The sequence below is a fragment of the Prosthecobacter sp. genome (assembly GCF_020439865.1).
In the GTDB taxonomy this organism is placed as follows: Bacteria; Verrucomicrobiota; Verrucomicrobiia; order Verrucomicrobiales; family Verrucomicrobiaceae; genus Prosthecobacter.
Genome location: NZ_JAGRPF010000146.1, coordinates 1 through 18,295, shown reverse-complemented (window position 1 = coordinate 18,295; position 18,295 = coordinate 1). Strand labels below are relative to the sequence as shown.

The 18,295-nt window shown below is 60.7% G+C and carries 14 protein-coding genes and 1 pseudogene; 2 read left to right on the top strand and 13 right to left on the bottom strand.

Features of this window, described 5'->3' with window-relative positions; translation table 11 throughout:
* Positions 1-76: 76 nt before the first annotated feature.
* The 3 genes from KDL09_RS17800 to KDL09_RS17790 form a co-directional block, all read right to left on the bottom strand.
* Positions 77-1,483 (bottom strand): sulfatase-like hydrolase/transferase, encoded by a 1,407-nt coding sequence (locus KDL09_RS17800; protein ID WP_294388133.1) that lies wholly within the window; start codon positions 1,481-1,483, stop codon positions 77-79.
* A 69-nt stretch (positions 1,484-1,552) separates the two neighbouring features.
* Positions 1,553-2,056, bottom strand: coding sequence for an HNH endonuclease (locus KDL09_RS17795; protein WP_294388129.1), 504 nt, complete (start codon positions 2,054-2,056; stop codon positions 1,553-1,555).
* A gap of 130 nt (positions 2,057-2,186) precedes the next feature.
* Entirely contained in the window at positions 2,187-2,681 is a 495-nt protein-coding gene (locus KDL09_RS17790) for a hypothetical protein (protein ID WP_294388128.1), read from the bottom strand.
* Between the two features lie 112 nt (positions 2,682-2,793).
* Here KDL09_RS17790 and KDL09_RS17785 point away from each other — a divergent pair, with 112 nt between their 5' ends.
* Positions 2,794-3,528 (top strand): four helix bundle suffix domain-containing protein, encoded by a 735-nt coding sequence (locus KDL09_RS17785; RefSeq protein ID WP_294388125.1) that lies wholly within the window; start codon positions 2,794-2,796, stop codon positions 3,526-3,528.
* A 36-nt stretch (positions 3,529-3,564) separates the two neighbouring features.
* On the opposite strand, the gene KDL09_RS17780 is transcribed toward KDL09_RS17785, so the two are convergent.
* Positions 3,565-6,723 (bottom strand): DUF4838 domain-containing protein, encoded by a 3,159-nt coding sequence (locus KDL09_RS17780; protein WP_294388122.1) that lies wholly within the window; start codon positions 6,721-6,723, stop codon positions 3,565-3,567.
* 74 nt (positions 6,724-6,797) lie between these two features.
* On the opposite strand from KDL09_RS17780, the gene KDL09_RS17775 reads away from it, so the two are divergent.
* Positions 6,798-8,021, top strand: coding sequence for a PQQ-binding-like beta-propeller repeat protein (locus tag KDL09_RS17775; RefSeq protein ID WP_294388121.1), 1,224 nt, complete (start codon positions 6,798-6,800; stop codon positions 8,019-8,021).
* Position 8,022: 1 nt separating this feature from the next.
* Here KDL09_RS17775 and KDL09_RS17770 read toward each other — a convergent pair whose 3' ends face one another.
* The 9 genes and pseudogenes from KDL09_RS17770 to KDL09_RS17730 all read right to left on the bottom strand — a co-directional run.
* The gene (locus KDL09_RS17770; protein WP_294388119.1) at positions 8,023-9,609 is read right to left on the bottom strand and encodes a hypothetical protein; all 1,587 of its coding nucleotides are present in this window, start codon (positions 9,607-9,609) and stop codon (positions 8,023-8,025) included.
* Positions 9,610-9,724: 115 nt separating this feature from the next.
* On the bottom strand, positions 9,725-10,384 hold the full coding sequence (locus KDL09_RS17765; RefSeq protein WP_294388117.1) for a hypothetical protein: 660 nt from the start codon (positions 10,382-10,384) through the stop codon (positions 9,725-9,727).
* A gap of 61 nt (positions 10,385-10,445) precedes the next feature.
* A complete protein-coding gene (locus tag KDL09_RS17760; RefSeq protein ID WP_294388115.1) occupies positions 10,446-12,230 on the bottom strand; it encodes a sulfatase-like hydrolase/transferase in 1,785 nt (594 codons plus the stop codon).
* A 12-nt stretch (positions 12,231-12,242) separates the two neighbouring features.
* Positions 12,243-13,703: a sulfatase gene (locus KDL09_RS17755; protein WP_294388112.1), complete on the bottom strand. Its 1,461-nt coding sequence runs from the start codon at positions 13,701-13,703 to the stop codon at positions 12,243-12,245.
* A gap of 90 nt (positions 13,704-13,793) precedes the next feature.
* The gene (locus KDL09_RS17750) at positions 13,794-15,230 is read right to left on the bottom strand and encodes a sulfatase (protein WP_294388109.1); all 1,437 of its coding nucleotides are present in this window, start codon (positions 15,228-15,230) and stop codon (positions 13,794-13,796) included.
* A 71-nt stretch (positions 15,231-15,301) separates the two neighbouring features.
* Positions 15,302-16,828: a sulfatase-like hydrolase/transferase gene (locus tag KDL09_RS17745; protein ID WP_294388108.1), complete on the bottom strand. Its 1,527-nt coding sequence runs from the start codon at positions 16,826-16,828 to the stop codon at positions 15,302-15,304.
* 46 nt (positions 16,829-16,874) lie between these two features.
* On the bottom strand, positions 16,875-17,336 hold the full coding sequence (locus KDL09_RS17740) for a hypothetical protein (RefSeq protein WP_294388105.1): 462 nt from the start codon (positions 17,334-17,336) through the stop codon (positions 16,875-16,877).
* A gap of 16 nt (positions 17,337-17,352) precedes the next feature.
* Positions 17,353-18,000, bottom strand: coding sequence for a family 16 glycoside hydrolase (locus KDL09_RS17735; RefSeq protein ID WP_294388104.1), 648 nt, complete (start codon positions 17,998-18,000; stop codon positions 17,353-17,355).
* A 10-nt stretch (positions 18,001-18,010) separates the two neighbouring features.
* A pseudogene (locus KDL09_RS17730) lies at positions 18,011-18,295 on the bottom strand (sulfatase/phosphatase domain-containing protein); the annotation flags it as partial.

The following is an 18,295-nucleotide window of genomic DNA, read 5'->3' as shown; positions in this document are numbered from 1 at the left end:
GTGAACGAACCGCGCACAGGCGCCATTTCATCGCTCTGCCTGCTGTCATTAAGAGGCGGACAGGAGTGTCCGCGCTCTAATGAATCCGGATCGGCGGCGGGACCTTGTCCACGTCGGCTTCCCACTCGGCGAGTTTCGCCTTGAGCTCCTTCACCTTGTCGAGGCGCTCGTAGTAGAGGTCGTGGTGCTCGCCGATGTCGTCGCGGAGGTTGAAGAGCATTTCGACCATGTCGTCCTGCACATACTTCCAGTCGCCGTGGCGGACGGCCTTCATCTTGCGGCGTGTGCGGTCCACGCGCCAGCAAAGCGTGCGCTCGACGGGCGGCTGCTTGCCGCGGAGCAAGGGAAGCAGGTCGATGCCGTCCATCGTCTTCGGAACCGGCACGCCGGCGGCGGCGAGAATGGTGGCCGCGAGATCCATCGTGATCGCAGGCTGCGCCGAGACCGCGCCTTTCGGCAGTCCGCCGTCCGGCCAGCGCAGCAGGCAGGGCACGCGGATGCCGCCCTCCCACAGCGTCGTCTTGTGATTGAAGAGCGGCCGGTTGTCGGAGAAACGCTCGCCGCCGTTGTCGTTGGTGAAGATGATCAGCGTGTTGTCGAGAATGCCCTTCTCCTCCAGCGCGGCAAAGATGTCGCCCACGCCCTTGTCGATGCTTTCCAGCATCTTCGCGTAACCGGCGCGCGTGCCGTCGTTCTTGTTCTCGGCCGTGTAGAACTGCGTCGGATCGTCCGGCACCTGGTAGGGATGATGCACCGCGTTGTAGGGCACGTAGATGAAGAAGGGCTGCGTGGACTCCTCGCGGATGTAGCGGACGGTGCGCTGGTTGATCAGGTCGGTGATGTAACCCTCCGCCGTCGTCATCTCCATCTTCTCATAGAGCTGCTTCATGCCGTCGATGTAGTGGTAGCGGTAGTAGTCGCACTGGCCGCCGATGATGCCCCAGTACTCGTCGAAGCCGTGCTTCACGGGATTGTGCTCCGGCTTGAATCCGAGATGCCACTTGCCGTAGCAGGCCGTGCCGTAGCCATGCTTCTTCAAAAGCGGCACGAGGAAGGTGTCCTCCGGCATCAGGCCCATCGTGAACCGTTCCGCCACCGGCACCAGCTCGCCGTTCACGCGCTTCTCCTCCTCCGACGTCAGGCCGATCGCCCACTCGATCCCGCAGCGCTGCTGCCAGCGTCCCGTGATGAAGGCCGCGCGCGTGGGCGAGCACACCGGCGCGTTCGCGTAGAAGTCCGTCATCCGCACGCCCTCCGCCGCGATGCGGTCGATGTTCGGCGTCTTGATGTCCTTCGCGCCCATGCAACCCACATCCGCATAGCCCATGTCATCCACGAGCAGCATGATGATGTTGGGAGGCGTGGCAGATGCAGCTGTCGTTTCAGTGATGGCGGCGACGGCTAGGGCCAGAATCAGGGCGAACGTCTCGCTGATTCTTAGTGCGTGATGGATGGCCGGAAAAAAGAATCGTCGCGAGATCATGCAACAACTAGGCATGATCGGTTGAAAATGGCAATGCTAGAAGGGCTAAGCACCATGTCGGACGTCTAGCTATTTTGATATGATGTCGTCTTCAATTAAAACTTTTCGGACGATATCAAGAGCATCTCTGAGGCGCTTGTACTTCTTCGAGGTGTCGTCATTCATTTTGCTCTGAAAATCTTGTTCGTCGTATGGGAACTTAATTCGGTATTGTCGAATCGATTCCTTGATCGCCACAAGTCGCGTTGCCGAAGGCCGGTATTTGGCATTGCTCTGCGACCACTCGTCTAGCGTTTTGTCCTGCTTGGAATCGTCGCAACTGTCACACGCAGGAACTAGATTTCCGAGGGATGTGTCACCGCCTTTTGAAACGGGATAAAGATGGTCCCATCTTTTGGCCGTCTTCTCCGCGCAATAGATGCACTTCACATCATTGTGATTGCCAAAGTATTCTCTGAGTTTAGCCAAATCGTTGGGACAGCATCTTTCCGCGTGTGCCTCCTTAAAAGCACGGTCAATTAACGAAAGGCCGAGTGCTGGGTATGTTTTGTTGGGGAGCTTGTCTAGCGGCATGATTTTTTGTCGAGTGTTGCTTAAAGACATTTGATTGTGGCAGAACTCAATTCGTCCACTCTTTTTGCCCAATGAATTGTGTGAAAGACCTCCATCTATCGCCAGCGACAGTTGCGCTCGGCTGAATTCCTCAATCCTTGATGTTTTTCCTCTTTGGAGTCGCCGCCTCCACCGTCTTGAGCCTGGCCCCTGCATGAGCGGCGAACTCCGCTTTGCTGAGAAAGCCATCCTTGTCGGTGTCGGCGCCTTTGAAGTGCTGTTCGGCGTGGGCGCCCATGCGGGAGATCTTGCGATACTCGGCGGCGTCGAGTTTGCCGTCCTGGTTGGCGTCGAGGCGGGCGAAGCAGGGTTCGATGCCTTCGGAGAGGATGGCGAACCAGGTCTGCTTGTGCAGCGTCGTGGCGAGTTCGGAGGCGTCGATGAATCCGTCGGCATTCGCATCGCCGGATTTGAAGTGCTCGTCGCCATGATGCTTCGCCTGCACATCGAGCGGCAGGTATTCGGCGAGCGTGAGCTTGCCGTCGTAGTCCTTGTCCGCCGCTTTGAGGATGCGAGTGATGAGCGGGGCGTCGTCTGAGGCCAGGAGAGAGGCGGCGGAGAGGAGGAGTGAAAGGACGGCTTTCATGAGGCATGGGTTCCATGGGGCGTGCGGTTGGTCATGTGGTTTTTGCGGTGCAGGTCGGACGGGTCTGACAAGTCGGACTTGTCAGACGATTGGATGGGGGTTTCGTGGACGCATGATTCCTGATGACTCCAGCCCGCTGCTGCCGCACGGGGGTTATGAGAACCTGCGGAGCTACAAGGTCGCGGAAGCTGTCTATGATGCCACGGTGGTGTTTTGTGACCGGTTCATCGACAAGCGCTCGCGGACACATGACCAGATGGTGCAGGCGGCGCGGAGCGGTGTGCGGAACATCAGCGAGGGCAGCGGCGCGGCGGCCACGTCCCGCAAGTCGGAGATGAAACTGACGAACGTGGCCCGTGCGAGCCTCAACGATGAACTGCTGAAGGACTACAAGAGCTACCTCGTGCAAAACGGGCTGCGCGTGTGGCCCAAAGAGTCCCGCGAATGCCGGGCGATGCGTGAGCGCTTGAAGCATGACGTGGCTCCCGGTCTTTCTCCTGCAAAGGACAAAATTCAGCTCACCGGTTTGGCGGGATTGGCGGACTTTGTGAAGAAGGCGAGTCCCGAACTGGCAGCGAACGCCATGCTCTGCGCGGTGAATCAGGCGGCTTATCTGCTGAAACGCCAGATCCAAAGTCAGGGACGTGACTTCGCTGAGAATGGCGGCTTCACCGAGCGCCTGCATGCGACGCGTGTGAAGGCGCGGGCTGCGAAAGCAGACGCGCCCGAGTGCCCAGAGTGTGGAAAGCCCATGCATAGGCGCACGGCCAAGCAGGGTGCGCAGGCGGGGAAGGACTTCTGGGGGTGCTCGGGGTATCCGGAGTGCAAGAGAACGCTGCCTGTCTGACGGGTCGGACTTGTCGGACAAGTCAGACTGGTCCGACTACTTTCGAGCGGCGTTCACCTCTTCGATGGACTTCAGAATGTTCGTGCGCCACACGCCTTGGAGTTTTTCGGGGTCTGCGCGGTTCAGCGCGGCCAGCGCTTCGTCGAAGCGGCCCTTCTTGGTCAAAACCCGCGCGATGCCCTGCAGTGCCGCATATTCATCCGCGCCGCCGATGCGTGAGCGGCCTTCGATGATGGCGTGGTAGGCTTCCAGCGCTTTGTCGTCGGCGTTGAGGTTGCGTTCGCGGTTCTGCCCGAGCGCGAGCAGGATCGCATCGCGGGCTCGGGGCTCGCTGGTCCATTCGAGCGCGGCGTGGAGATCGGATTCGGCCTTGTCGCCTGTCTTGGTGATGAAGTAAGCGCGACCGCGTGCGTGATAGCCCGCGCCGCGCTGCCAGAAGGGCCATTTCGCGATGTCCTCGCCGGCGAATTGCGCGATGACCTCGGGCGCTTTCGTCTTGGCGAGCAGGCTTTGCATCTGAGCGGATTTTTTCACGGCTTCGACGGGGATGCGCTCGATGATCGCATCGGCGGCGTCGCGCGAATAGAAGGCGGCCTGTTCCATTGCGGTGGCTTTTTGCAGATCGGTGATCTTCTCCATGTCGGCGAGCGCGAGGAAGGCGTCCGCTTTGCGCTTCTGCACGGCCTGACGGAAGCCGATGACGAAGTCGGTGACGGTGGGATCGGCCTCGAACTGATGCGAGCGGCCGTCGTAGAAGTGTGCGAACTTCATTGGCTCATGGAAGCCGCTGGTGCCGGTGGGCGAGAGCGCGCTGAGTTCCTGGCCGTCCTCGCGAATGCGCTGGCGGCAGAGATTGATGTGCCACGGCAGGCTCTGCGTGGGATGACGGCCGATGACCTGGTTCAGCGGATCGTTTTCATCGGCGGTGACGGGGAAGCGAATCTCGACGGTCCAGTGATCGTCGGCGATGTGCGTGGCGACCTCGGCCCGCGAGTTCCAGCCGAACCACTGGCCCTTCGACGCGCCGCGGTCGAGATCGACGATGTGACCGGCGGGGCTGACGGCGATCTGATAATAGGAGTGCGTTTCGGTGGCGAGTTCGATTTCGATGACATCGCCGTGCCAGATCGCCTGGTCGTCATTGCGCGTGGAGGCGATGTTTGGCTTCTCGCCGGGATGCTCGTCGCAACGAATCGCGAAGTAGAGATTGTTGCCCTGCCATCCGGCCTTGAACGACGTGCCGAAAACAGGCGTGCCGCCGGTCTGCAGTTCGCGGAACTTGCCCGTCGCGGCTACGGGGCACTTCTGCCAGTATTCGTCGTCGAACTTGCCATCGATCACGATGTCATGCGCATCGCCGACGAGCCGGACTGCCGGCACAGGACCGCGCTTTTGCCCGAGCTGCTCGGTCTTCATGCGCAGGCCTTTGAGGAAGTCATCGATGAGGGCGATCCGTTTGCCATAGACGCTCGCAGCATCGGCTTTCGCCTTGGCTTTTTCGAAAAGCGCGAGCGCTTCATCCGCCTTCGACTTGTCATCTTCCATCGCGCCCCAGTTCGCTTCGCAGTAGTTGAAGAAGGCGAGCATCTCCGGCTCCACGGGCCCGTAGAAAAGATGGCAGTATTCGCGCAGCATCGCATCGGCATCCACGTCCTTGCCGCCCCAGTAGGCGCGGGCGGTGAAGTAAACGAGGAAGTGATTGAAGCCGATGCCGTGGGTGGCGAAATCCTGCCGCACGCTGAGCCAGATGTCCTCGCCTGCCGAGATGCCCTTTGTGGCGTTCACGCTGTTCACGAGTGAATGCGCGGCGTAGCTCGGCAGATACCAGCCGCGATCGGTGAAGGGGTAGTTTTCAAAGATGAGCAGCGGATTGTCCGTCTTCTTCGCCCACGCGGCTCGCAGCGCGTCCGGCGCGGATTCGCCCTCGCCTTTCACGCCGCCGCGATTGATCGGACGTCGTCCGCCGACGATGCAGACCTGCACATTCGGCTCAAGCTTGTCGATCTTCAGCGGTGGCAGCGTGTAAACGCCATACGCGCAGTTCAGCACCTTCGCGTGCGGATGCGACTTCGCGATCTCCTTTGCCACGCGATTGACGAAGTCCCACACATAATCGCTCAGCAGGCCGCGCTCGTTGCGCTCGGGCGAGTCCTTGCCCTTGCACTTCTCACACTGGCAGATCGAGGTGTAGCCGTCCGGCGGCATGATGGAGACGGTTTCAAACTTGTAGGTGTCCAGCAGCGCACGCGCCCAGCGCACCGTTTCCTTGAAGAGCCCGTCGTTCGAGTAGCAGACCTGGCACTTCGAGTCGCCGGGTTTGAAGTCGGGCTTGCCACCGTAGATCGCGAACCAGTCCGGATGCGCATCGAAAACCGCCTGACGGTTCGTCATCGTGGACATGCCATGGGCGATCTGCAGACGCTCGTCATTGCGCGTGCCAAGTCGCATCACCCACATCGATGTTTCCGGACCGGAAGTGCTGAAGCGGAAGTTGAACTGCCGCAGTGCGAAGTCCGGCTGCACGGTTTCATCGATCTTCGGCAGCGGAATCGTTTTCATCGACGGCAGCACTTCGCCGATTTCACCGGGCAGATACCAGCGCGCGCCGAGCTTGTGCAGGTAGCCGCACACCGCATTGAAACTGCCGCGCTCATCGAGACCCCAGATTTCGAGCGTCTCCTTCTTGTCGGTGATCGTGCCGTCCGGCTTTCCGGTGTCGCCGGGCAGGCGCAGACGGTTCTTGTACAAGCCACCGCTTGGCATTCCATACGGCGCGCCGATGATCTTCTCCCACTCCGCCTGCGCACGCGAGATGTCGCCGTTGTTCTTCGCAAACGGCTCCATCGGTGTGAACTCGCTGTCGTCGCCAATCAATGCCATCCAGTCCGCGCCCGTCGCGATGCGATACGCGCCGTTCTTGAGCCCCTCCGCCTTCACCGGCGACTGCGCACTCGCGCCGATGAACACCTTCACCGCCTTGCCCGAAGGCTGCGTCACAATCGGCAGCCGTGCGCCGCTGATCTTCTCGATCTGCTGCCGAAACTCATGCGCCGCAACCCGCTGCATGCGCGTCGGCTGGTCCGAAATGACGATCTCCGCACGCGGCTGGCCGTTTTCGACGAGGAAGCTTTCGGCAGCACGGAGCTGAAGTGCGAGGACCGGGACAACGAGCGAGATCAGGAGGCGCGCATTCATGGTCGAACGTAAACGTGATCGAATCGTGTTTCTGGCGACCACTTCGGCCTCGAATGCGCGTTATGGTGAGTCGCATGAATCCGTCTTCATCACTCATCGCTCTTCTTTTGGTCGTCTCATCGTTGAATGCCGATGACTGGCCGGCGTGGCGCGGTCCCACCGCGGATGGTCATGCAGCCTCGGGGCAAAAGGTGCCGGTGAAGTGGAGCGAGACGGAGAACGTGCTGTGGAAGGCCGAAGTGCGCGGACGCGGGCATGGCTCGCCGACGGTCTTCGGTGATCGCATCTACCTCGCCACTGCGGATGTGCCGAAGGAGGAGCAAATTGTGCTGTGCTTTGATCGTGCGACGGGGAAACAGGTCTGGGAGACCGTCGTTAACAGCGGGAATTTCGTCACCGGCGGCCACCGCAATTCATCACTGGCTTCAGGCGACGTCGTCTGTGATGGCGAACGGCTTTACGTCAACTTCCTGAACGACAGCGCCATCTTCACCTCGGCGCTCGATCTCTCCGGCAAGCCGCTCTGGCAGCGGCGCGTGTGCGATTTCAAACTGCATCAAGGCTACGGCGCGTCGCCGGTGATCTTTGAGAACGTGGTACTCGTGGCGGCGGATTATCGCGGCGGCGGCAAGTTTTCCGGGCTGAACAAGCTCACCGGCGAGATCCTCTGGCAGCAGGATCGCCCGCCGATCGCGAACTACGCGACACCCGCCGTCGTGAATGCGGCTGGCAAGACGCAGGCGGTGCTGGCGGGTTGCAATCTTGTCTCCAGCTTCGATCCGCTCACCGGAAAAAAACTGTGGGAGATCGAAGGCTCGACCGAGGAGACCGTCGTCACCGCGGTGACCGATGGAAGCCGCGTGTTCCTCGGCGGCGGTTATCCGAAGAACCACACGATGGCTGTGGAAGCCGATGGCAGCGGCAAGATCGCCTGGGAAAACAACACACGCAGCTATGTGCCGTCGTTGCTGGTGCAGAACGGTCACGTCTTCGGTGTTGGCGATTCCGGCAAGGCGGTGTGCTGGAAGTCCGACACCGGCGAGGAGCTGTGGTCCGAGAAGATCGACAAGGAGTTCTACGGGTCGCCCGTGATGCTCGACAACCGCATCTACATCACCAGCAAGGCAGGCGTGACCTCAGTCTTCGAAGCCACGCCGGCCAGGTTCACACTGCTTTCTCAAAACCAGCTCGGCGACGAATCCTTCTCCACGCCTGCGATCTGCGGCAACCGCATCTACCTCCGCTCCGCGAAGCTCGGCGACTCACGCCAGGAATACCTCTGGTGCGTGGGCGAGTGACTTATTGCAGCTGTTTCAACAACGCACGGAGCACATCGAACGCAGCGGCGTCCATGGCGGGTTCGTGCGCGACCTCGATCGTGTCGCCGCTTTCAAAGAGGTAGGGGGTGAGCGCATAGATCGGAACGCAGGCGGCCTTGGAGTCCGTTGTGATGGCCCCGACGGTAAGTGTTTGATCACCGCTGTCGAGAGTGACCAGAGGCTTCAAATCCGGACTCTTCGCCAGATCGAAGGTCCAGGGACAGAAGGGCTGCTGCCAGCCTGCGCTGGTCTTCGCCGGATGCGTGATTTTCAGCACGGGCAGGCCGCTGCCGACGACTTCCGCGCTGGACGTGAGAAACGCTTCATCGGTCACCGGCAGGCGGTCTTTGGCACCCTTGCGCTGCATCGCCTCCGTGAATGCGGCGAACGATTTGGGTGCGGGCTGGGAGTTTCCCATGATCCAGAGCACACGACCGCCATGCTTGAGGTAGTCGGCGATTCGTTGGTCAAACACATCCGCCTTGAGCGAATGGTAGTCGTGGAAGGACGTGGCGACGATGATGAGCCGCGGCACGCGCTCGGGCGACGGCAGTCCTCTGGCGAGGATCTGCCGCACATCGAAGGTGGCATACGATTGCCCGGCCTGCTGCAAGCTGCGGGCGATCGCCACGGATTGCACACGACTCGAGAAGCCGAGCATCGCGCCGTTCATCGCCCAGGAAGGTTCGAGCACGATGCCGGTCGCGGGTTCTTGAGCCGGTTGCAGGTCATGCAGGATGGGCGCAAACAGAGCTTCGTCCGCGATGTGGCGATCACGCAGGATCTTCTCAACTTCTGCCACATGCGCGCTTTCGACTTCCGGCGTCAGTTCGATTTGCGCGTCTGCCTTGGCGAATCGTGCCGCGACCTCGACATCACGCAAGGTCCGCACCACGGCCCACGCACCGAGCTCGCCGATGCTTTGCCAAAGTTGCTCCCTCGCTGCGAGATCCTGCCGGTCCACCCAGCCTGTTGCTCCCTCGAGGATGTCTACGCCGCGCAGGCTGCAATACGCGGCGCCTGTCTGGCCATAGAGCATGACCTCAGCAAGCGCCTTCGATGCGTCGCGCTGATCGTCGTGGATCAACTGCTTATCGATCGCCGCGTTGAACGAATCGGCGCCGCCCGCCGTGTCGTGCGCGGAGCCAGAAAGATCGAGCAGCGACCTGATCTTCGAGAAGTCAGTGCCGCCGGGCAGCTTCAGCTTCCAGTCCGCCCAGCCATAGGTCGCGGTGTGAACGAGGGGATCGTGATTGCAGGCCGCCATGTCTGCGATCACGTGGGACAGCGTGGCGATCCAATGTGCGGTGCGTCCGGGATGCTGCTCCCGCATGGCATCGACGAGCATGATGAAACACATCGCTGCGCCGCGTTCGGAATGCAGGTCGTAGCGGACCTTGAGCCGCGCCCGGGCCAAACGTGCAAGCGCGGCTTCACCGATGTCTTCGGTCAGAAACGGCTCGAAGCTGTCCGGATAGTGACTGGCATGCTGCACGGCAGTCTTCACGATCTCGGGCGTGAAGCTGTTGCGAATTTCTGGCGGCAGTCGTTCAATGACGGCACGCATGACATCATCGTGCCCGGAGCCCCATGCTAATGCAAATTTCGGAAGGGATAGGGCCAAGCAGGCGATGACAAATGGCAAGCGTTTCAAGCGGCTCATGGATGGCTGCGGCTCGAGTTCACTTCCCATACAGCCGCACGTCATCGAAATCGTCCATGTCGTCGAACGAACCGATGCCGATGCGGCCTTTGCCAAAGGTCTTGTCGTTGGCGCTGAGCTGGGGCGTCGTCATGTCATCGAAATAGACCTCGATGCTGCCCTTCGTTGTATCGCGCACGACCTTTACCTGATGCCAGTCATCCGTCCATGGCACGTTCTTCGTGTTCTGGGTGATCGGAGTGCGCGGCGCGTTTTTCACGATCATGATCTGGCCGCTGTTCGGATCGGGTTTCGCACCAAGGTGGGCGTAGTAGAAGTTGGCGGCGTCCTGATGGTTGAAGATGATGCAGCAGTCGCGGTGGTTGCCAGTGTCCTTGGTGCTGCGAACACGGAAGGTGAGCACGAAGTCCGCCACGGAGACATCCTTGATCAGCGCGATGTGAAACGGGCTGCGATACGGCGGCTTGTAGGCGCTCTCGCGCTGGTTGATGCCAAACACGGCATTCCCGTCCACGACACGATGCGTCCAGCTCGCTGGGTCCATGATTTTCCAGCGATCGAAGCCTTTTTCAAAGTCCTCGCTGAAGATGAGCGGCAGGCCGTTGAGCGTTTCAGGAGTTTCCGCAACGCTGAGTGAAGTGAGCGCGAGACTGAGGAGCGTGATGAGGTGTTTGATCATGGTTGGGAATGAAAGTGTTCTCTGTTACGTGCGGACACGCCGGTTGCTTGACGATAGACTTCTATTTCAGGAGTGAAACAAACCTCCCGTCGGCAGACTTGACACCGATCTCACGAATGGATGCGGGACCCGGAGGCACGTGCACACGCAGGTGAATGACGCGACCGTTGGCGGGCAGGGTGATTTCATGCGTCTGCCAGTCGTCGGTGGCTTTGAGGTCAAAGGTGACGCGGTTGGCGGGGAGGAAGTCTTTGTCATCGCTCATGCGCCACGCGATGGCGCCCGCGCCTGTTGCGGTGGTTTTGAGAGTGATCTTTGCGGTGACGGGACCGGCGAGCTTGAGCTGGCTGCGGGTGATGAAGGCGGGCTTCTTTGCGTTCTCGGGTGTCAGGACAAAGACTCCGCCCTTCATCGTGAGCGTGCCATTACGGGCGATCCAGCCGTGGGTGGCGCTGGTGTCGGGCTCGGTTTTGGCCACGGGCTTCTGGGCGGGTTTGCCTTCGAGGTAGAAGTCGAAGTAATCGTTCCAGACGGGCGCCATGGGGCCAAGCGCCATGCCGGGCGGATTGAGTTCATCGGCCCAGGCTTTGAGCTTCGAACGGAGACGCGTGGCGATCTCAGGCTCCTGTGAGGCGAGGTTGTGTTTCTCCTCGATGTCGGCGCCGAGGTCGTAGAGGTATTCGCGGTCGCCGCCACGCAGGAGTTTCCATTTACCTTCGCGAATCGCACTCTGCGCCACCCAACGCCACATCAATGCGTCATGCGGAGGAGCTTTGTTTTCGCCGGTGAGATGTGGGATGAGATTCACGCCGTCGAGATCACCGGGATTCACCTTCACATCAGCCAAAGCCGCTGCGGTGGCGGCGACATCGAGCGCGCTGACGGGATGCTCGTAGATCTGACCGCTGGGAATGGTGCCGGGCCACGCGATGAGAAACGGCACATGCATGCCGCCTTCGGAGAGCATGCCTTTTTCGCCGTTGAGCGGCGTGTTCAGGCTGCCGTCCCAGCCGCCGGCATCGCCATTGAGCGGGGAGTCTGTCTTGTGAATCTTCAACGGCGCACCGTTGTCGCCGATCAAAAAGATCAGCGTCTTCTCGGTAAGGCCGAGTTTTTTCAAGGTGCTCGTAATGAGTCCGACGCCTTCATCAACGGCCGCCAGCATGCCGAGCGCGGCGCGGCGGCGTTCCGGCATCTCGCCGGGAAAGCGGTCCTTGTAGCTCTGCGGTGCATCGAGCGGCGTGTGCGGTGCACGAAACGCGATGTACAGGAAGAACGGATCGTCCTTGTAGCGCTCGATGATGGATGCGGCGGCCTTCGAGCAGCCATCGAGATGATAATACTCGGGCGCGAGATCGCCCATCGGTCGGTCTTTGCCATCGGCCGTAATGTTCGCGGAGAACTTCTGTTGCCCGTGCTGCGCATACACATGCCGGAAGCCATGTCGCGTGATCTCCGGCAACGGCCCGAGGTGCCATTTGCCAAACTGCGCCGTCACGTAACCCGCGTTTTGCAGTCGAGTGGCGATGGTCGTCTCCTTGTTGAAGCCGTCGAGCGAGGACTGGTTGTTGTCGAGATTGAAGCGCCCCTGAAACTTGCCGGTCATCAGTCCGCCTCGCGACGGCACGCACTGCGGCGCGCTGCTGTAACCGTGTTTGGCGATCACACCGCTGCGCGCCAGCGCATCGAGATTCGGCGTCTTGAGATCCTTTTCGATGCCGCGAATGCCGAGGTCCGCGTGGCCGTGGTCGTCCGTATAGATGACGATGATGTTGGGGCGCGTGTCCGCCGCGAATGACGAAACCAGAACGATGAATGAGGAAGCAAGAACGGCGATGATCTTCATGAAGTGGTTGTTCTATTTTACGGACGCACGTTTCTTCGGCGACTGCACTTCGGCATTGAAGCGGTAGGAAATGCTGCTGCCAGCACGGGCATTGTAGCCCCAGAGGTCGATGTAATACTGGCCTTCTCGGAACTCATCGCCGCGCTTTTTGAGCTCGGCCTGAAGTCGGGCGTCGAGATCCTTCTGCAGTTCGGCGGCCTCGGGTTTGCCGACGAGATTGTTCATCTGGAAGGGATCGGTTTCGTCATCGTAGAGCAGCCAGGGGCCGTTCAGATCGCGAACGTAGGTGTAGCGACTGGTGCGGATGGCGCGGTAGTTGCGGTCGTTGCCTTTGCCTTCGGGGCCGAGGTTGGCGAAGGGCGAAATGCCTTCATACAAGGCGGCACGGTCTCCGGCGTTTGCGGGATCACGCACGGCGGCGGACAAGTCGTCGCCTTCAATGCTGGCGGGGATCGGCACTCCGGCGAGGCCGAGCAGCGTCGGCAAAATGTCCGGCGTGGTGAGCGGTGTTTTCACGGTGACACCCTTTGCACCTTGTGCTGCGGGATAGCGCAGCAGAAACGGCACACACGCAGCCTCCACCCACGGCACCTGCTTCTGCGCCGGACGATTGCCGTGCGAGCCCATCGTTTCACCATGATCGGCGGAGAAGACCACGATGGTGTTCTCCGTCGCTCCAGTTTCATCCAACGTGGCAAGCAGATCGCCGATGCAACGGTCGAGCGCGGTGCAGTGCGCGTAGTAGCCCTGCAACTCCTTGCGCGCTGCGGCCTGCTGCGACTCCGGCACGCTCGGCGCGAGCTTGAGCTGATCCGGCGGATAAAGCTTCTTGTATTCATCCGGCGCGGTTGCGTGCGGGAAGTGCGGCGGTCCGTAGGCGATCACCAGCGCGAAGGGTTTTCCGCTTCCAGCCTGCGTCTTGATGTAACCCTGCGCATCCTTCGTCTGCGCGAAGGCATCATAGTCGTCCCAGAACTTCTTCTCGGGATCGTTCCCGCTGTAATACGGCGAATGGTTGTAGGTGTGCGTGCATTCGTTTCCCTTCCAATAGTCGAATCCCTGACGGCGCTCCGCCGGAATGAAGTTTTCGCGCCCGTGGCCGTCGATGTGCCACTTGCCGATGAATCCGCGATCGTAGCCCGCTTCTTGGAGAATCTCCGCCATGCACAGTTCCTCCGACGGAAGATAGGCATCGTTCAAAAACATGCCGGTGGATGTCGGAAAGCGCCCGGTCATCAAAGCGGAACGATGCGGCGTGCAGACGGGACAAACCGAAACCGCATTGCTGAAGTTCACCCCCTCCTTCGCGAGTCGGTCCAGATTCGGCGTCTTCACGTTCGGATCACCCGCGTAGCCGGTGGCCATGCCGCGCCATTGATCGGTCAGCAGGTAGAGAATGTTAGGCTTTTGAGCAGCCGCTGCGGCGGCACACAATGCCGGAACGAAAAGGATGGCGAAGAAGAGGCGGCGCATGGTGGTGCGCGTAAACGAACCAAGCTGTCCGAACATCTCAGCAAAGGTTGTGTCGGATGTGGCAGACTCCGGCACGACGGCGGCGCCGGGTCAATCAGGCAACTTGGCGGGCGGGTGGATGGAGGTGTCGGCCGTGTCGCGGGTCCACTTGAGCAGCGCAGCGTAAAGGCGGTCGCGTTGAGCGTGGTGGGCGGGATCGTTGGCGAGATTGTGCATTTCGTCGGGGTCGGACTGGAGATCGTAGAACTCGAGCGCGGGAACGCGGCCACTGAGCGCCTGCGGATGCATTTCGGCGAGGATGCGATAGGCCTCGGGGAACTGGTCTTTGACGCGGAGGGTCTCGTTGTAGGCGCGATTGCCCCAGGGCTTCGGTTCGATGGAGTCGGCGTTCACCTGTCGCCAGTTCGTTTCGGTCTTTTCGCGGTAAATGAGCTTCCAACGCCGATCTTGGACCGAGCGCTCCTGCATGCCGTCGTTCGGCAACGGCCCGCGGTCTGACACTTCGGCGAAGACGAATTCGCGAGGGTTGGCGTATGCATTTCCTTCGAGAATAGGCCGCAAACTCACGCCGTGCGATTTGGCGAACGGCTTGAGTCCGATAAGATCGAGCAAGGTTGGCGCGAGATCGAGTTCGCTTGCAAGCGCGTCGCTGACGATGCCTTGCGATCCGCCCGGCATGCGAATGACCAGCGGCACCTGCAATCCGAGGTCATGCAGCGTCATCTTGCCATGTGCATAGCACGGTCCGTGATCGCCAAGGAAGACGACGATGGTGTTGGGTTCCGCGCCGGATGCGCGCAGCGCGGCGAGCACCTCGCCGACGTATTGATCCGCCTTTTCGATGGCGGCGAGGTATTCCGCCCAGTCCTGGCGAATGACCGGCGTGTCAGGAAGGAACGCGGGCAGCTTCACCTCGGCGGGATTCACGCGAATTTTGACCTTGTCGCTGTTTGGAAAGGGCCGATGCGAGACTGAGATGTTGAAGAACAGATGCCACGGCTTTCCCGTCTGTTTCGCCCGTTGGAAAAAGCCGGCAGCCGCCTTGCCGTCGCTGTGTGGAATGAACTCATCATACGGAAAGCGTTCCACCGGGGCGACGTGCAGCTTGTGCGTCACGCCTTGATAGTAACCGGCGTTCTTGAGTCGCTCGACCAGCGTTTGGGTGTCACTGTGGATGCGGTTCTCGACATACACCGAACGCTTCTTCTCCGCGGCGGTCAGTTGGTCGGCGGGTTTGTGGTAGTTCGCCGTGTTGTTGAGCAGGCCGTTGGTGTGATTGTGCAGAGACGTGTAGATGGCCGCCTTTGAAGCTGAGCAGACCGGATATGCGACATACGCCTGACGAAACAGCACGCCTGACTTCGCCAGCGCATCTATGTGAGGTGTTTGGATGCCCGCTGTGCCCAGCGCGCTCATGTGCGCACCCTGATCCTCGGTGAGGATGAACAAGATGTTCGGCCGCGACTCCGCTGCGAATGACGAATGCAGCAGGATGGCAGATGAGACGATGGCGGCGAGGAACTTCATGGGCGCGATTTCAAACGACGCCCGTCATCCGGCCATCTCAGCAAATGAGGTGTCGGATCCGGCAAGCGCCGTTACTCCTTCACCGGCGGCAACGAATCCACCATCTTTGCGTCGGTGCGTTTGAGTTCGGCGACGGCGGCGGCGCGGAGTTTTTGGAGCAGCTCCGCGTTCTCAGGTCGTCCGGCAATGTTCGTGAGCTCGTCAGGATCGGATTGCAAGTCGTAGAGCTCCTCGGGTTCGTTCGCTTCGAGCGTGCGGATGTATTTGTGATGGCCTTTGGCGAGCATCACATACCAAGGGATGCCGGTCTTGTGATGATTGCCGGGCGGCGCGGGCACCACGTCGCAGTCGGCGCCGAATTTGTCGGCGGTGAAGGGTATGATCGTCGTGTGCGGCCATTTCGTGTCGGGATTTTTTAGCAGCGGCGTGAGATCGTGGCCGTGCATCTTCCACGGAAGCTCGAGTCCGGCGAAGCTGAAGAAGGTGGGTGGCAGATCAGCGCCGCCGACGGGCGTGCGGCAGACCTTGCCCTCTGGCAGCGTGCCGGGCATGGAAATGATGAGCGGCGAGCGGATGTTCGCATCGTAGGGTGCGAGCTTGGCGCGGAAGCCGTGCTGGCCCCAGGCGTAGCCTTGATCCGCGGTGAGAACGACGAGCGTGTTCTGAAGCTGACCGGACTCTTCGAGCGCGGCGAGGACCTGGCCGATGCCTTCATCCAGCGCGCGCACGGCCTGATGATATTGACGCGACCATGTCGAGAGCGTGCGACCGCGGTCGCGCTCAAACTCATCGCCGACTTCGCTGCCGATCGCCTTGTCGCTCAGCACCGGTTCGCCTGTCGGCCCTTTTTCCCAGGCGGCGATCTTTTGCATGTAACCGGGCTTGCCGGGACGCGGCGGATAAATGTCCGCCGGTGTGGCGACGGTCGCGCCGGGGTAGTCGTTGAGATGACGTTCCGCCGGTTGATATGGCGCATGCACGCCGCCGTAGCACAGCCAGAGATACCAGGGCTTCGTGGTGTCGCGCTTTTCGCCTTTGATGTAATCGATGGCCCAGCGCGTGTAGTTGTCGGTGGAGTAGCCCTTCACCACGTGGGGCTCGCCGCCGTCGATGGAAAGCAGCTGGTCGTAGTAGTAGTTCGGCGCGTTCGCGGGATGCTTCGGACGATTCCACACGATCTGATGATCCCAATCGCGACCGAAGCCCGCATCCGTGCCGGAGTGCCATTTGCCGATCTGCGCCGTGTGGTAGCCGTTTTTGCGGAAGACCGCCGGCCAGAACGGGCACTGCGCGGGATCATACTCGCTGCCGGGATACGGGCCTTCCATGCGCATCGTCTTCGCGCCGTACTGATGATGGCCGGTGAGCATCGTCACGCGCGAAGGCATGCACCACGTGCCGATGTAGGCATGCGTGAAGCGCACGCCACGTGATGCCAGTTTGTCCATGTTCGGCGTGCGCGCCCACGACTCCGCGCCTTCGTAACATGACATCGTGCGATACGAATGATCGTCCGTGTAGATGAATAGAATGTTCGGCTTCGCGGCAAAGAGCGAGGTGCCGAGGACGGAGAGCAGGAGCAGAGCGAGGCGTATCATGATCAAGGTCGGTGAAACAACGTAACGAGCAGACAGCGCGGCGATTTCAGCCAAGTCGCGGCGAATGGTCCTCCAGAGCGAAACGTGCCTTCCAGCTTTCGGGAATGGGAAGCCGCAGGCCGTAAAGATAGCGAATGAGCTGGCCCTGATGCGCCGCTTCGTGCTCGAGGAGATCGACGACCAGCCGGTGTTGCACGTCCGTGAAGGCATCCATGCCGCCGAGTTCCGCGAGCACGCCTTCCGCCGAACGGCGCAGCGCCTCGGCGACCGCGTTCTTTTGCGTGGTGACATCCAGCGAGCAGGTGAAGCCCGCCCATTGCCCGGCCTTAATCGCCTGTGCGTAGCTTTCGCGGGCGCCCACGACACACCACAACTGCAGCCCGACCGCGTTCGACGGCAGCCCGGGCAGTTTGGAACTCAACGCGTCCGGATCGATGCACTCCACGAGATCACGAAAGAGTCCGAAGGACCGTTCGATCCGCTCCTGAATGACGAGTGGAAGAGACATCGTGCGATGATTGGATTCACTTCTTCGGCTTGGCGTGCCAGATGGAGACGTTCTTGAACTGCGCGCCCTGGCCTTTGTTGACGAGCGCAACGATGCCCTTGGCGTCCTTGTAGCGTTCGTGCTGCGCTTCGACGACGTGATCGTCCACTTTGGCGCGATAATGATCGCCGCAGATCTCGATCGTGATCGTATGCCAGGCCTCGGGATCGATGGGTGTCTTGAGTTCGGCGAGCTTCTCCGATTTGGTGGTCTTCGAGATGCCCGACATGCGCGTCACCCAGATGGCGTCTTTGCTGATGAAGGTGCGGCCGAGATGGTTGTTCGGCGGCACCGTGTCGCGACACGCGAAGGCGATCTGCGTCGCCGTGCCGAGCCGGAACTGCGCCGTGATGACGATGTCGGCGGCCTCAAAACGATACGTGCAGGAGGAAGGATGATTGTTCTCAGCGAGTTCATCGCCATGCAGCGCACCGTCCTTCACACTCCATTCGCCAATGCCCGCCTGCCAGCCGTTGATCGTACCCTTGCGCGTCGGTGGCGCGGGCTCGTTGAACGGTGTCGAGACAATCAGCGTGTCCGGCGTGCAGATCGATGTCTGTGGTGATGTTTGTGCAAAGGCAGATAGCGCGAGGCTGAGAAAGAGAAGGACTATGGTTGGTTTCATAAGGTCAAGATCACGGATTCAAATCGTTCGCACGCACTTCCTTGAGCTTCGCGGCGAGACGTTCCTTCCATTTGATCACTACTGGCGCGTGTTCGGGCGAGTTGGCAAGATTGGTGTACTGCTTTGGGTCCTTGTGCATGTCGAAGAGCTCGATGCCGCCTTTCGCGTCCTCGCCGTATTGAATGTAAACCCAGCGGTCGTCACGGAGCATGAGACCTTTGCTCGTGCCGGCCACGCTGAAGGCAAAATCGTGCACCTTGGCCTTCGGATCGTCGAGGATCGGGCTGATGTCCTT

Coding starts and splice junctions, on each gene's coding strand:
- KDL09_RS17775 (WP_294388121.1), top strand. CDS start 6,798: ATGAATCCGTCTTCATCACTCATCGCTCTTCTTTTGGTCGTCTCATCG.
- KDL09_RS17745 (WP_294388108.1), bottom strand. CDS start 16,828: ATGATACGCCTCGCTCTGCTCCTGCTCTCCGTCCTCGGCACCTCGCTC.
- KDL09_RS17790 (WP_294388128.1), bottom strand. CDS start 2,681: ATGAAAGCCGTCCTTTCACTCCTCCTCTCCGCCGCCTCTCTCCTGGCC.
- KDL09_RS17750 (WP_294388109.1), bottom strand. CDS start 15,230: ATGAAGTTCCTCGCCGCCATCGTCTCATCTGCCATCCTGCTGCATTCG.
- KDL09_RS17780 (WP_294388122.1), bottom strand. CDS start 6,723: ATGAATGCGCGCCTCCTGATCTCGCTCGTTGTCCCGGTCCTCGCACTT.
- KDL09_RS17800 (WP_294388133.1), bottom strand. CDS start 1,483: ATGATCTCGCGACGATTCTTTTTTCCGGCCATCCATCACGCACTAAGA.
- KDL09_RS17735 (WP_294388104.1), bottom strand. CDS start 18,000: ATGAAACCAACCATAGTCCTTCTCTTTCTCAGCCTCGCGCTATCTGCC.
- KDL09_RS17770 (WP_294388119.1), bottom strand. CDS start 9,609: ATGCGTGCCGTCATTGAACGACTGCCGCCAGAAATTCGCAACAGCTTC.
- KDL09_RS17785 (WP_294388125.1), top strand. CDS start 2,794: ATGATTCCTGATGACTCCAGCCCGCTGCTGCCGCACGGGGGTTATGAG.
- KDL09_RS17765 (WP_294388117.1), bottom strand. CDS start 10,384: ATGATCAAACACCTCATCACGCTCCTCAGTCTCGCGCTCACTTCACTC.
- KDL09_RS17760 (WP_294388115.1), bottom strand. CDS start 12,230: ATGAAGATCATCGCCGTTCTTGCTTCCTCATTCATCGTTCTGGTTTCG.
- KDL09_RS17795 (WP_294388129.1), bottom strand. CDS start 2,056: ATGCCGCTAGACAAGCTCCCCAACAAAACATACCCAGCACTCGGCCTT.
- KDL09_RS17740 (WP_294388105.1), bottom strand. CDS start 17,336: ATGTCTCTTCCACTCGTCATTCAGGAGCGGATCGAACGGTCCTTCGGA.
- KDL09_RS17755 (WP_294388112.1), bottom strand. CDS start 13,703: ATGCGCCGCCTCTTCTTCGCCATCCTTTTCGTTCCGGCATTGTGTGCC.